This is a genomic window from Pseudomonas sp. Pseusp16 (assembly GCF_047324915.1).
GTDB lineage: Bacteria > Pseudomonadota > Gammaproteobacteria > Pseudomonadales > Pseudomonadaceae > Aquipseudomonas > Aquipseudomonas fluorescens_CD.
In genome coordinates this window covers 2,260,663-2,276,276 of sequence record NZ_CP168522.1, presented here as the reverse complement: position 1 = coordinate 2,276,276, position 15,614 = coordinate 2,260,663, and the positions used below count along the sequence as shown (strand labels likewise).

Genomic DNA, 15,614 nt, shown 5'->3' with positions numbered 1-15,614 from the left:
AGACGAGCCTTTAAGGCGGTCTGTTTCGTTAGAGTTTAGAAATGAATATTCCAGTGTGAATGTTGATTTCTAGTCTTTGACTAGTTCGTTCTTTAAAAATTTGGGTATGTGATAGAAAGATAGACTGAACGTTACTTTCACTGGTAGCGGATCAGGCTAAGGTAAAATTTGTGAGTTGCTCTATGAGCAAGTGCGAATTTTCGGCGAATGTCGTCTTCATAGTATAACCAGATTGCTTGGGGTTATATGGTCAAGTGAAGAAGCGCATACGGTGGATGCCTTGGCAGTCAGAGGCGATGAAAGACGTGGTAGCCTGCGAAAAGCTTCGGGGAGTCGGCAAACAGACTTTGATCCGGAGATGTCTGAATGGGGGAACCCAGCCATCATAAGATGGTTATCTTGTACTGAATACATAGGTGCAAGAGGCGAACCAGGGGAACTGAAACATCTAAGTACCCTGAGGAAAAGAAATCAACCGAGATTCCCTTAGTAGTGGCGAGCGAACGGGGACTAGCCCTTAAGTGGCTTTGAGATTAGCGGAACGCTCTGGAAAGTGCGGCCATAGTGGGTGATAGCCCTGTACGCGAAAATCTCTTGGTCATGAAATCGAGTAGGACGGAGCACGAGAAACTTTGTCTGAATATGGGGGGACCATCCTCCAAGGCTAAATACTACTGACTGACCGATAGTGAACTAGTACCGTGAGGGAAAGGCGAAAAGAACCCCGGAGAGGGGAGTGAAATAGATCCTGAAACCGTATGCGTACAAGCAGTGGGAGCCCACTTTGTTGGGTGACTGCGTACCTTTTGTATAATGGGTCAGCGACTTATTTTCAGTGGCGAGCTTAACCGAATAGGGGAGGCGTAGCGAAAGCGAGTCTTAATAGGGCGTCTAGTCGCTGGGAATAGACCCGAAACCGGGCGATCTATCCATGGGCAGGTTGAAGGTTAGGTAACACTGACTGGAGGACCGAACCGACTACCGTTGAAAAGTTAGCGGATGACCTGTGGATCGGAGTGAAAGGCTAATCAAGCTCGGAGATAGCTGGTTCTCCTCGAAAGCTATTTAGGTAGCGCCTCATGTATCACTGTAGGGGGTAGAGCACTGTTTCGGCTAGGGGGTCATCCCGACTTACCAAACCGATGCAAACTCCGAATACCTACAAGTGCCGAGCATGGGAGACACACGGCGGGTGCTAACGTCCGTCGTGAAAAGGGAAACAACCCAGACCGTCAGCTAAGGTCCCAAAGTTATGGTTAAGTGGGAAACGATGTGGGAAGGCTTAGACAGCTAGGAGGTTGGCTTAGAAGCAGCCACCCTTTAAAGAAAGCGTAATAGCTCACTAGTCGAGTCGGCCTGCGCGGAAGATGTAACGGGGCTCAAACCATACACCGAAGCTACGGGTATCACGTAAGTGATGCGGTAGAGGAGCGTTCTGTAAGCCTGTGAAGGTGAGTTGAGAAGCTTGCTGGAGGTATCAGAAGTGCGAATGCTGACATGAGTAACGACAATGGGTGTGAAAAACACCCACGCCGAAAGACCAAGGTTTCCTGCGCAACGTTAATCGACGCAGGGTTAGTCGGTCCCTAAGGCGAGGCTGAAAAGCGTAGTCGATGGAAAACAGGTTAATATTCCTGTACTTCTGGTTATTGCGATGGAGGGACGGAGAAGGCTAGGCCAGCTTGGCGTTGGTTGTCCAAGTTTAAGGTGGTAGGCTGAGATCTTAGGTAAATCCGGGATCTTAAGGCCGAGAGCTGATGACGAGTTACCCTTTGGGTGACGAAGTGGTTGATGCCATGCTTCCAAGAAAAGCTTCTAAGCTTCAGGTAACCAGGAACCGTACCCCAAACCGACACAGGTGGTTGGGTAGAGAATACCAAGGCGCTTGAGAGAACTCGGGTGAAGGAACTAGGCAAAATGGCACCGTAACTTCGGGAGAAGGTGCGCCGGTGAGGGTGAAGCATTTACTGCGTAAGCCCACGCCGGTCGAAGATACCAGGCCGCTGCGACTGTTTATTAAAAACACAGCACTCTGCAAACACGAAAGTGGACGTATAGGGTGTGACGCCTGCCCGGTGCCGGAAGGTTAATTGATGGGGTTAGCTAACGCGAAGCTCTTGATCGAAGCCCCGGTAAACGGCGGCCGTAACTATAACGGTCCTAAGGTAGCGAAATTCCTTGTCGGGTAAGTTCCGACCTGCACGAATGGCGTAACGATGGCGGCGCTGTCTCCACCCGAGACTCAGTGAAATTGAAATCGCTGTGAAGATGCAGTGTATCCGCGGCTAGACGGAAAGACCCCGTGAACCTTTACTATAGCTTTGCACTGGACTTTGAATTTGCTTGTGTAGGATAGGTGGGAGGCTTTGAAGCGTGGACGCCAGTTCGCGTGGAGCCATCCTTGAAATACCACCCTGGCAACTTTGAGGTTCTAACTCAGGTCCGTTATCCGGATCGAGGACAGTGTATGGTGGGTAGTTTGACTGGGGCGGTCTCCTCCTAAAGAGTAACGGAGGAGTACGAAGGTGCGCTCAGACCGGTCGGAAATCGGTCGTAGAGTATAAAGGCAAAAGCGCGCTTGACTGCGAGACAGACACGTCGAGCAGGTACGAAAGTAGGTCTTAGTGATCCGGTGGTTCTGTATGGAAGGGCCATCGCTCAACGGATAAAAGGTACTCCGGGGATAACAGGCTGATACCGCCCAAGAGTTCATATCGACGGCGGTGTTTGGCACCTCGATGTCGGCTCATCACATCCTGGGGCTGAAGCCGGTCCCAAGGGTATGGCTGTTCGCCATTTAAAGTGGTACGCGAGCTGGGTTTAGAACGTCGTGAGACAGTTCGGTCCCTATCTGCCGTGGACGTTTGAGATTTGAGAGGGGCTGCTCCTAGTACGAGAGGACCGGAGTGGACGAACCTCTGGTGTTCCGGTTGTCACGCCAGTGGCATTGCCGGGTAGCTATGTTCGGAAAAGATAACCGCTGAAAGCATCTAAGCGGGAAACTTGCCTCAAGATGAGATCTCACTGGGACCTTGAGTCCCCTGAAGGGCCGTCGAAGACTACGACGTTGATAGGTTGGGTGTGTAAGCGCTGTGAGGCGTTGAGCTAACCAATACTAATTGCCCGTGAGGCTTGACCATATAACACCCAAGCAATTTGACTACTCGAAAGAGCATCAGATTGCGGTGTGTGAAGACGAAAGAACCGAAAGTTCGACGCTCACAAAACACCGATTTCCATCACATACCCAATTTGCTGAAGCGAGGCCAGCTGGCCACGACTCAGTACCCGAATTTCTTGACGACCATAGAGCGTTGGAACCACCTGATCCCATCCCGAACTCAGCAGTGAAACGATGCATCGCCGATGGTAGTGTGGGGTTTCCCCATGTGAGAGTAGGTCATCGTCAAGATTAAATTCCGAAACCCCTATCTGCATCTGCAGGTAGGGGTTTTGTTTTTGCCCCCCCAATCCCCTGTAGGAGCGAGCTTGCTCGCGAAAAACCCGAGCGCACCGCGGGGTACCAGGTTTCCCGCGCCATCGCTAACGTCCATCATCGAAACGCCGCCCGGCGTGCCACCGCAGTCCTCAGTCACTTGTGAAAAGCCCATGCTTGTGTGCGTAGGCATACAGATCCACGCGGTTCGTCAGGCCCAGCTTGCTGTAGATCGATGTCAAATGGTTGCGCAGCGTGTGCTCGCTGATGTGCAGCTTCTCGGCCACCAGCTTGCCAGGGGCTGAGGGGTCGCTGGCCAGCGATGCAATGGTCTGCTGCTCGCGACGCGTTAGCCTGGCGATTTTATGTTGCTCCGGATCTATATCCCGCTCGGCTTTCTTGCGCGCCAGTTCAAGGAAGATACGACTGGTCGCATTGCGGTCGATCCAGAGTTCGCCGTCATGCACTTTTTCTATGGCTTTGAGCAATGTTGAGGCGGATGCCGACTCCCGCTTATCCACTACACCACGTGCGCCCGCCAGCACCGCACTGTCATGTAGCGCCACGTCGCTCGACCCTGTCACTACCAGAATCTTGGCTTTGGTCTGGCTGTGCAAGTCGGCCAGCGACTCGATACAGTCCTCGCTGTCCAGGTCCAGTACCACCACATCTGGCGTGTATTGGTGCAGCGAAAGCAGGTATTGCGCCACCGACGACACCGAACCCGCCAGCATCAACCTCGGTTGAGCGCTTTCCACCAGACGCTCAAGACCCCAGGCCACGAGCGGTAGAGCAACTAGCAGGACTTGAATTGGCATGCGGTTCGCTGCCTCTTTAGGCGGGTTGTGTTAGCTGATCATGATAGCAATCGTTGCAGCCTGTAGCTTTTTTCTATAGCGCTTCGGGCAACCCCTCCCATGACATTTGTCCCGTAAAACACTGTTTTCATGGCTGATTGACTCCCAGAAAAAAGGGATAGCGCGCTCATGTAAAAAACAAGGGTCCTTTTAGACTGCAGCCATGAAAGGCACATACCGAGTTGAGCCCCGTGAACAAGTCACCCTGTCGCTGAAACTGACCGGTGGGAGCCACGGTGTCACCCGTGACATCAGCGCCTCCGGTTTGTATTTCGAAACCGATAGCGAGCAGCAACTGGGTAGCTTGATTGAATTCGAGATCGAACTCGACACTCCCGGCGGCCCCATGAAGTTCAAGGCGCAAGGACAAATCGTGCGCATTGAGCCACAGGGCGGCAGGACCGGGGCGGGCGTGAAACTGCTGACCAGCCGGCTGGTGCCGGTTGAGTGAGGTGTTCGTGGGGTGAGGAAGAATCGGCCTGTGGCTGTTAGCGGCCCACAGCGGTTTTTTGCTCAGGGTGACATTCTTGGGAGAAAGACATGGCTAGCACTACAACTACCAGCGGCGGAACCGTTACCTCGTTTTCCAACACGCCGCAGGCGAAGGATGACATCTTCAGCACCACTGAAAACCTGTTGGGGGTCGTCTATTGGGACGTCATGTCCAATGACCTCGGTGGAAACGCGAAGACACTCTGGTCACTCGACAACGCGGACAGTCTTTCTACGGCCACCAAGACTTATGCTCCGGCCGACCTCCTGACCCAGGATTCGGCGAGGGCCGAGGCGACAAGTTCTGACACCAGTTTGAATGGTGCAAAGATCTGGATCACCTCGGACGGTAAGGTCGGCTACGACGCCGCCACTTTCTCATCTGCGTTCAAGGAACAACTCCAGGCGCTTGCCACTGGCGAGCTCCTGACGGACAGCTTTACCTATGCGATTCGCCTCGGCAACGGAACGCTCAGTTGGGCTACTGCGACGGTGCAGTTTTCGGGCGTGAATAATGGTGTGACGATCAGTCTCGGCGCACAGGCCGGCACGGTGACCGAAGACGCCAACACCACTGCGAGCACGACCGACTCGCTGACGGCCAGCGGCACGATTGTCTTTAACGACGTCGACCTGAGTGACACGCACATGGTGACGTTCGCGCCGGCGGGGGGCAACGCTACTCATCTTGGTACGTTCATGCTCTCGTCGGTAAGCGAAGCCGCGAATGCTGCCAACGGTTCGGTGCAATGGACGTACAACCTGAACAATGCGGCAGCGCAGTACCTGGCCCAGGGACAGACAGTAACCGAAACTTACCTGGTCACCATCAGCGATGGTCATGGGTCGTCGGCAACGCAGAATGTGACCATCACTATTACCGGCACCAATGACGCACCGACGGTGACGGCGGCAGAAGTCGAAAGCGGGGCAGTGACCGAAGACGGCACCACGGTGGCCAGCGGCAGCTTCGCCTTCGGCGACGTCGACCTGGCTGATGATGCCCATGTGGCCAGCGTGAGTGCACCGTCCGGTGCGCTGGGTACGCTGGTGGCCAATGTCAGCGACGAGAGCACCGGCGACGCGGCGGGTAGCGTGGGCTGGACCTATACCCTGAACAACAGCGCGGCGCAGTACCTGGCCGCGGGCCAGACCAAGAGCGAAGTGTTCACGGTGACGCTGGCCGATGACTTCGGGGCGACGGTGAGCAAGAACGTGACGATCACCCTGACCGGCACCAATGATGCGCCGACAGTGACCGCGGCCGAAGTCGAAAGCGGGGCGGTGACCGAAGACGGCACCACGGTGGCCAGCGGCAGCTTTGCCTTCGGCGACGTCGATCTGGCCGATGACGCCCATGTGGCCAGCGTGAGCGCACCGTCCGGTGCGCTGGGTACGCTGGTGGCCAATGTCAGCGACGAGAGCACCGGCGACGCGGCGGGCAGCGTGGGCTGGACCTACACGCTGAGCAACAGCGCGGCGCAGTACCTGGCGGCGGGCCAGACCAAGACCGAAGTGTTCACGGTGACGCTGACCGACGACTTCGGGGCGACGGTGAGCAAGAATGTGACGATCACCCTGACCGGGACCAATGACGCGCCGACGGTGACGGCGGCAGAAGTCGAAAGCGGTGCGGTGACCGAAGACGGCACCACAGTGGCCAGTGGCAGCTTCGCCTTCGGCGACGTCGACCTGGCCGATGACGCCCATGTGGCCAGCGTGAGCACACCGGCCGGTGCGCTGGGTACGCTGGTGGCCAATGTCAGCGATGAGAGCACCGGCGACGCGGCGGGCAGCGTGGGCTGGACCTATACCCTGAACAACAGCGCGGCGCAGTACCTGGCCGCGGGCCAGACCAAGAGCGAAGTGTTCACGGTGACGCTGACCGATGACTTCGGGGCGACAGTGAGCAAGAGCGTGACGATCACGCTGACCGGGACCAACGACCGGCCAACGTTGACCATCGGCGACACGACCGGGGCGATGAGCGAAGGCAACGGTGTCGCCACCCTGAGCGACACCGGGGCACTGAGCTTCACCGACCTGGACAGCAATGACGTCGTCACGGTCAGTCAGAGTTCGAATCACGATATCGTCTGGAGCGGCGGCACCCTCGGTGCGGCGCAGGCCGCGGCGCTGGTGGCCGGCTTCTCGGTCGATCAGCACAACTGGCACTACAGCAGCAGCGAGAACCTGGACTTCCTGCGCGCTGGCGAAACCATCAGTTTCTCCTACAGCGTGGTCGCCAGCGACAACAGCGGCACGGCCAACGCCGTCTCGGCAGCGCAGACGGTGACCATCACCCTGACCGGCACCAATGACCGGCCGACGCTGAGCATCGGCGACACGAGCGGTGCGATGAACGAAGGCGACGGCGCGGCTACGCTGAGCGACAGCGGGGCGCTGAGCTTCGCCGACCTGGACAGCAATGACGTTGTCACGGTCAGTCAGAGTTCGAACCACGATATCGTCTGGAGCGGCGGCACCCTCGGTGCGGCGCAGGCTGCCGCGTTGGTCGCCGGTTTCTCGGTCGACCAGGTCAGCTGGCATTACAGCAGCAGCGAGAACCTGGATTTCCTGCGTGCCGGTGAAACCATCAGCTTCTCCTACAGCGTGGTCGCCAGCGACAACAGCGGTGCGGCCAACGCCGTATCGGCAGCGCAGACGGTGAGCATCACCCTGACCGGAACCAACGACCGGCCGACGCTGAGCATCGGCGACGCGAGCGGAGCGATGAACGAAGGCAACGGCGCCGCCACCCTGAGCGACAGCGGGGCCCTGAGCTTCGCCGACCTGGACAGCAATGACATCGTGACGGTCAGCCAGACCGCCAATAACGATCTGGTCTGGAGCGGCGGCACCCTCGGTGCGGTGCAGGCCGCCGCGCTGGTGGCCGGCTTCTCGGTCGATCAGTCCAGCTGGAGCTACAGCAGCAGCGAGAACCTGGATTTCCTGAGCGCCGGCGAAACCATCAGCTTCTCCTACAGCGTGGTGGCCAGCGACAACAGCGGCGCGGCCAACGCCGTCTCGGTAGCGCAGACGGTGACCATCACCCTGACCGGCACCAACGACCGGCCAACCCTGAGCGTCGGCGACGCGAGCGGAGCGATGAACGAAGGCAACGGCGCCGCCACGCTGAGCGACAGCGGGGTGCTGAGCTTCGCCGACCTGGACAGCAATGACGTCGTCACGGTCAGTCAGAGTTCGAACCACGATATCGTCTGGAGCGGCGGCACCCTCGGTGCGGCGCAGGCTGCGGCGCTGGTCGCCGGTTTCTCGGTCGATCAGACCAGCTGGCACTACAGCAGCAGCGAGAACCTGGATTTCCTGCGTGCCGGCGAAACCATCAGCTTCTCCTACAGCGTGGTGGCCAGCGACAACAGCGGTACGGCCAACGCAACCTCCGCGGCGCAGAGCGTCACCATCACCATTACCGGCAGCAATGACGCACCGGTACTCAGCTTCGCGACCGGCAACGATGTTGGCACCGTGCAGGAAGACACCACCCTCAGCGTCAGCGGTCAGTTCAGCTCGACCGACATCGATCACGATGCCACGACCAGCTGGACCATCAATGGCTCGCCAACTGGAACCTACGGCGCGATCGCGGTGGACAGCACCGGCCAATGGACGTACACCCTGGCCAACGGCACCGATGGCGTTGCCAGTGCGGTGCAGTCGCTGCAGGCCGGCGAGAGCCACGATGACGTGTTCAGCGTGCAGGTCAGCGATGGCCTCGGCGGGGTGGACACCCAGCTGGTGACCGTCACCGTCACCGGCAGCAACGATGCGCCAGTGCTCAGCTTCGCGACCGGCAACGATGTTGGCGCGGTGCAGGAAGACACCACGCTCAGCGTGAATGGCCAGTTCAGCTCGACCGACATCGACCACGACGCCACGGCGACCTGGAGCATTGCCGGGTCAAATACCGGCACCTTTGGCTCGATCGCCGTGGACCACACCGGCAAGTGGACTTACACCCTGGCCAACGGCAGCGACGGTGTCGCCAGTGCCGTGCAGTCGCTGCAGGCCGGCGAGAGCCATGATGACGTGTTTACCGTGCAGGTCAGCGACGGCCTCGGCGGGGTCGACACCCAGCTGGTGACCGTCACCGTCACCGGCAGCAACGATGCGCCAGTGCTCAGCTTCGCGACGGGCAATGATGCCGGCGCGGTGCAGGAAGACACCAAACTCAGCGTGAATGGCCAGTTCAGCTCGGCCGACATCGACCATGACGCCACGGCGACCTGGAGCATTGCCGGTACGGATACGGGCACCTACGGTTCGATCGCCGTGGACCACACCGGCAAGTGGACCTACACGCTGGCCAATGGCACCGACGGTGTCGCCAGCGCGGTGCAGTCGCTGCAGGCGGGCGAGAGTCACAACGAAGTGTTCAGCGTGCAGGTCAGCGACGGCCTCGGCGGGGTCGACACCCAGCTGGTGACCGTCACCGTCACCGGCAGCAACGATGCGCCAGTGCTCAGCTTCGCGACGGGCAATGATGCCGGCGCGGTGCAGGAAGACACCACGCTCAGCGTGAATGGCCAGTTCAGCTCGGCCGACATCGATCATGACGCCACGGCGACCTGGAGCATTGCGGGTACGGATACGGGCACCTACGGTTCGATCGCGGTGGACAACACCGGCAAGTGGACTTACACCCTGGCCAATGGCACCGACGGTGTCGCCAGTGCGGTGCAGTCGCTGCAGGCCGGCGAGAGCCACGATGACGTGTTCAGCGTGCAGGTCAGCGATGGCCTCGGCGGGGTCGACACCCAGCTGGTGACCGTCACCGTCACCGGCAGCAACGATGCGCCAGTGCTCAGTTTCGCGGAGGGCAATGCGGCCGGCGCGGTGCAGGAAGACACCACGCTCAGCGTCATCGGTCAGTTCAGCTCGACCGACATCGACCACGACGCCACGGCGACCTGGAGCATTGCCGGGTCAAATACCGGCACCTTTGGCTCGATCGCCGTGGACCACACCGGCAAGTGGACTTACACCCTGGCCAATGGCACCGACGGTGTCGCCAGCGCGGTGCAGTCGCTGCAGGCGGGCGAGAGTCACAACGAAGTGTTCAGCGTGCAGGTCAGCGACGGCCTCGGCGGGGTGGACACCCAGCTGGTGACCGTCACCGTCACCGGCAGCAATGACGCGCCCGTGCTCAGTTTCGCGGAGGGCAATGCGGCCGGCGCGGTGCAGGAAGACACCACGCTCAGCGTCATCGGTCAGTTCAGCTCGACCGACATCGACCACGACGCCACGGCGACCTGGAGCATTGCCGGGTCAAATACCGGCACCTTTGGCTCGATCGCCGTGGACCACACCGGCAAGTGGACTTACACCCTGGCCAACGGCAGCGACGGTGTCGCCAGTGCCGTGCAGTCGCTGCAGGCCGGCGAGAGCCATGATGACGTGTTTACCGTACAAGTCAGCGACGGCCTCGGCGGGGTCGACACCCAGCTGGTGACCGTCACCGTCACCGGCAGCAACGATGCGCCAGTGCTCAGCTTCGCGACGGGCAATGATGCCGGCGCGGTGCAGGAAGACACCAAACTCAGCGTGAATGGCCAGTTCAGCTCGGCCGACATCGATCATGACGCCACGGCGACCTGGAGCATTGCGGGTACGGATACGGGCACCTACGGTTCGATCGCGGTGGACAACACCGGCAAGTGGACTTACACCCTGGCCAATGGCACCGACGGTGTCGCCAGCGCGGTGCAGTCGCTGCAGGCGGGCGAGAGTCACAACGAAGTGTTCAGCGTGCAGGTCAGCGACGGCCTCGGCGGGGTGGACACCCAGCTGGTGACCGTCACCGTCACCGGCAGCAATGACGCGCCCGTGCTCAGTTTCGCGGAGGGCAATGCGGCCGGCGCGGTGCAGGAAGACACCACGCTCAGCGTCATCGGTCAGTTCAGCTCGACCGACATCGACCACGACGCCACGGCGACCTGGAGCATTGCCGGGTCAAATACCGGCACCTTTGGCTCGATCGCCGTGGACAACACCGGCAAGTGGACCTACACGCTGGCCAATGGCACCGACGGTGTCGCCAGCGCGGTGCAGTCGCTGCAGGCGGGCGAGAGTCACAACGAAGTGTTCAGCGTGCAGGTCAGCGATGGCCTCGGCGGGGTCGACACCCAGCTGGTGACCGTCACCGTCACCGGCAGCAACGATGCGCCAGTGCTCAGCTTCGCGACGGGCAATGATGCCGGCGCGGTGCAGGAAGACACCAAACTCAGCGTGAATGGCCAGTTCAGCTCGGCCGACATCGACCATGACGCCACGGCGACCTGGAGCATTGCCGGTACGGATACGGGCACCTACGGTTCGATCGCCGTGGACAACACCGGCAAGTGGACCTACACGCTGGCCAATGGCACCGACGGTGTCGCCAGCGCGGTGCAGTCGCTGCAGGCGGGCGAGAGTCACAACGAAGTGTTCAGCGTGCAGGTCAGCGACGGCCTCGGCGGGGTGGACACCCAGCTGGTGACCGTCACCGTCACCGGCAGCAACGATGCGCCAGTGCTCAGCTTCGCGACGGGCAATGATGCCGGCGCGGTGCAGGAAGACACCAAACTCAGCGTGAATGGCCAGTTCAGCTCGGCCGACATCGACCATGACGCCACGGCGACCTGGAGCATTGCCGGTACGGATACGGGCACCTACGGTTCGATCGCCGTGGACAACACCGGCAAGTGGACCTACACGCTGGCCAATGGCACCGACGGTGTCGCCAGCGCGGTGCAGTCGCTGCAGGCGGGCGAGAGTCACAACGAAGTGTTCAGCGTGCAGGTCAGCGACGGCCTCGGCGGCGTCGACACCCAACTGGTGACTATCACCGTCACCGGCAGCAACGACGCCGCCGTGCTGTCCTCGGCCAGCGTTACGCTGAGCGAAACCAATGCTCCGCTGACCACCGGCGGCAGCCTGACCATTAGCGATATCGACAGCCCGGAAAGCTTCCAGGCGCAGTCCAACACCGCCGGCAGCTACGGCCAGTTCTCCGTCGGCACCGGCGGTGCCTGGAGCTACGTCGCCAACTCCGCCCACAACGAGTTCGCCGCCGGTACCACCTACACCGACACCTTCGCGGTGAGCAGTGCCGATGGCACCCTCACTTCGGTCACCGTGCATATCCTCGGCACCAATGATGCGGCCGTGCTGTCCGCCAACATCGCCAACCTCACCGAGACCAATGCTGCGCTGACCACCGCCGGCACCCTGACCATCAGCGACGTCGACAGCGCCGCAACCTTCGTCGCGCAAACCAACACCGCCGGCAGCTACGGCCAGTTCTCCATCGGCACCGGCGGTGCCTGGACCTACGTCGCCAGTTCCGCCCACAACGAGTTCGCCGCCGGCACCACCTACACCGACACCTTCGCGGTGAGCAGTGCCGACGGCACCCTCACTTCGGTCACCGTGCATATCCTCGGCACCAACGATGCGGCCGTGCTGTCCGCCGACATCGCCAACCTCACCGAGACCAATACCGCCGTCGACATTTCCACCGGCGGCACCCTGACCATCAGCGACGTCGACAGCGCCGCAACCTTCGTCGCCCAAACCAACACCACCGGCAGCTACGGCCAGTTCTCCATCGGCACCGGCGGTGCCTGGACCTATGTCGCCAGTTCCGCCCACAACGAGTTCGCTGCCGGTACCACCTACACCGACACCTTCGCGGTGAGCAGTGCCGACGGCACCCTCACTTCGGTCACCGTGCATATCGCCGGCAGCAACGACTCACCGACGATCACCTCCAACGGTGGCGGTGCGACGGCTTCGATCAATGTGGCAGAGAACACCACGGCGGTCACGACGGTGGCGGCGACCGATGCTGATCTGCCGGCGCAAACGCTGGGCTACAGCATCGTCGGCGGAGCGGATGCCGCGAAGTTCTCGATCGTTTCAGGCACAGGCGTGCTGAGCTTTATCTCTGCACCCAACTTTGAAGCACCGACTGATTCGGGAACGAACAACGTTTATGACGTGATTGTGCGGGCGTCGGACGGCACGCTGTTTGACGACCAGGCGATCGCGGTAACCGTGACGGGAGTCAACGACAACTCCCCGGTGATCACCTCCAACGGTGGCGGTGCGACGGCTTCGATCAATGTGGCAGAGAACACCACGGCGGTCACGACGGTGGCGGCGACCGATGCTGATCTGCCGGCGCAAACGCTGGGCTACAGCATCGTCGGCGGAGCGGATGCCGCGAAGTTCTCGATCGTTTCAGGCACAGGCGTGCTGAGCTTTATCTCTGCACCCAACTTTGAAGCACCGACTGATTCGGGAACGAACAACGTCTATGACGTGATTGTGCGGGCGTCGGACGGCACGCTGTTTGACGACCAGGCGATCGCGGTAACCGTGACGGGCGTCAACGACAACTCACCGGTGATCAGCTCCAACGGTGGTGGTGCAACGGCTTCGGTCAACGTGGCGGAGAACACCACGGCGGTCACGACAGTGCTGGCGACCGATGCTGATCTGCCGGCGCAGACGCTGAGCTACTCGATCCTGAATACGGCCGGGACGGACTTCAGCAGGTTCTCGATCAGTTCGAGCGGGGTGCTGACGTTCACTTCGGCGCCCGATTACGAGAATCCCCAGGATATCGGTGGCACCGACGGCGACAACGCCTACGTTGTGGACGTTCAGGTGGCCGACGGCAATGGCGGAACCGACACGCAGACCATTACGGTAAACGTGCAGAACGTCGTTGAGACGCCAGTTGATACCGTGGCTCCAACAGTGACTTCCATTACTGCGTCCCCAATGTTAGAGAACAACGTAAGCGGCAAAATAACCATCACATTCAGTGAAGCTGTGATTAACTTCGATATCAGTGATTTCAGTGTCACCGCAGGCCGCGGAACCCTCAGCAACTTCTCCGGTAGCGGCACTACTTATACAGTGGATTTCACAAGAACCGGCAATGGATCTGTAAAAGCCAGCATTGCAAACACCTACACGGACTTGGCTGGTAATACGGGTGTTGCGTACACCTCTAGCGCAAATCTCCCGGCAGGTGTGGCTGGCGAACCCATCAATCTAGCCCTCAACGTTCCGTCGGCCGATATCAGCGGCCCGATAACGGTGGCCATCAGCGGTGTTCCCTCGGGCTGGAGGTTCAATGCAGGTACCGACAACGGCGACGGCACCTGGACCGTGCAAACCAGCGATCCCGGCGCATTGACTGTGACAACTCCAAGCGACTTCGCCGGTGCGTTGGTGCTCGATGTCAACATGCACTGGAGCAACAGCGATGGCAGCACCGCCAGCGCCAATGTGTTCAACAACGTCGAAGTCTATGCCCCGGGCACGCCGATCTTCGCCTTGTCCGCCGACGACAACCTGACCGGCTCGTCCGGTGCCGACACCTTCGTCTTCGCCCAGCCGATCGGCAACAACGTCATTTACAGCTTCGACGCGGCGGCGGACAAGATCGACTTGATCGGCTTCACGGGCGTCAACGATTTTGCGGATGTGAGTATCGTCAACGACGCGAACGGCAATGCCGTGCTCAGCATCAGCGCCGACCAGACGATCACGGTCAAAGGTGTGGATGCGGCGGCGTTGAGCGGGGCCAACCTGCTGTTCGATGTGGACCCGGTCACGACCAATACGGGCACCATCACCATTGCCGACGGCGCGATCATGCCGTTCGGTGGCCGCATCGACAACAGCGGCACCATAGCGCTCGGCTCCACCGGCCGCGGGACCGATCTCGAGATTCTGTTCCGTGGCGCGACGTTGACCGGTGGCGGCCAAGTGGTTCTGTCCGACAGCGCACATAACGTGATTTTTGGAGGCAGTGCAGACACGGTGCTCACCAATGCCGACAACACCATCTCGGGTGCCGGCCAGTTGGGTGCGGGGCAGATGATGCTGGTCAACTCGGGCCTGATCCTGGCCAGCGGCGTCAATGCGCTGGTGATCGATACCGGTAGCAACGCCGTCACCAACACTGGCGTGCTGCAAGCGAGCGGCAGCGGCGGATTGGTGATTGAAAGTGCGCTCGTCAACAGCGGCAGCCTGTGGGCGAACGATGGCAATATCACCATCCACGGAGATGCCACAGGCGCAGGAAACGCGACTATCAGCGGTTCGGCGATGCTGGAGTTCGGTGCTGCCTCCGATCAGCATGTGACGTTTGACAGCGGTGCGGCAGGCACGCTGAAGCTCGACATGTCGACGGCGTTCAGTGGCAGCGTCAGCGGATTTGCCGAAGGTGACAGGCTGGATTTTGGCGATATTGCGTTCGGCGCCAATACGCAGATTACCTATGCAGCGAATGACGCAGGCACCGGCGGCCTGTTGATCGTGAACGACGGCGCGCACGCGACGCAGGTCGCGCTCAATGGCCAATACGCGGCGGCGGGATTGCAGGCGAACACCGAGGGCAGCGGCAGTGAGCTCGCCTACGATGCAGCGGCGGCAAACCACACGATGCTGGGCGGCCTGGCCAACGACATTCTGGTCGGCGGTGCGGGTGACGATCTGTTCATCGGCGGGCTGGGCGACGACACGCTCAACGGCGGCCTCGGCAACGATACCTTCGCGTTTGCTGCCGCAGGCTTCGGCAACGACTCGATTCAGGGCTTCGACGTCGATCCGGCCGGAGGGCAGGACTTGCTCAACATCGCGGGGCTGGGGATCAGCAGCGAGACGTTCGCTGCCAACGTGAGCATTACGGCTGATGGGGCGGACACGCTGATCGGGATCGGAATGGACTCTATTCGCCTTGTCGGTGTTAACAGTGCGGGTATCGATCAGGCGGACTTTATCCTGTCGGCATGATGCGTTTGCTGCTG

Annotated in this window: 3 protein-coding genes and 2 rRNA genes; 4 read left to right on the top strand and 1 reads right to left on the bottom strand. The window is 60.3% G+C overall.

Annotated features, from left to right (window positions below):
* The first annotated feature begins 248 nt into the window (after window positions 1-248).
* Both ACEN8Q_RS10125 and rrf read left to right on the top strand, forming a co-directional pair.
* A 23S ribosomal RNA gene (locus tag ACEN8Q_RS10125) occupies window positions 249-3,140 on the top strand.
* 156 nt (window positions 3,141-3,296) lie between these two features.
* Window positions 3,297-3,412: ribosomal RNA gene (gene rrf / locus ACEN8Q_RS10120) — 5S ribosomal RNA — on the top strand.
* Between the two features lie 176 nt (window positions 3,413-3,588).
* On the opposite strand, the gene ACEN8Q_RS10115 is transcribed toward rrf, so the two are convergent.
* On the bottom strand, window positions 3,589-4,254 hold the full coding sequence (locus ACEN8Q_RS10115; RefSeq protein ID WP_413705096.1) for a LuxR C-terminal-related transcriptional regulator: 666 nt from the start codon (window positions 4,252-4,254) through the stop codon (window positions 3,589-3,591).
* Window positions 4,255-4,456: 202 nt separating this feature from the next.
* Here ACEN8Q_RS10115 and ACEN8Q_RS10110 point away from each other — a divergent pair, with 202 nt between their 5' ends.
* Window positions 4,457-4,744: a PilZ domain-containing protein gene (locus ACEN8Q_RS10110; RefSeq protein ID WP_413428837.1), complete on the top strand. Its 288-nt coding sequence runs from the start codon at window positions 4,457-4,459 to the stop codon at window positions 4,742-4,744.
* Window positions 4,745-4,833: 89 nt separating this feature from the next.
* Window positions 4,834-15,600, top strand: a complete 10,767-nt coding sequence (locus tag ACEN8Q_RS10105; protein ID WP_413705095.1) for a beta strand repeat-containing protein — start codon at window positions 4,834-4,836, stop codon at window positions 15,598-15,600.
* Window positions 15,601-15,614: the final 14 nt, after the last annotated feature.

Bases quoted from the DNA above. Each gene is read 5' to 3' on its own strand.
- ACEN8Q_RS10110 (WP_413428837.1), top strand. From the start codon at position 4,457: ATGAAAGGCACATACCGAGTTGAGCCCCGTGAACAAGTCACCCTGTCG.
- ACEN8Q_RS10115 (WP_413705096.1), bottom strand. From the start codon at position 4,254: ATGCCAATTCAAGTCCTGCTAGTTGCTCTACCGCTCGTGGCCTGGGGT.
- ACEN8Q_RS10105 (WP_413705095.1), top strand. From the start codon at position 4,834: ATGGCTAGCACTACAACTACCAGCGGCGGAACCGTTACCTCGTTTTCC.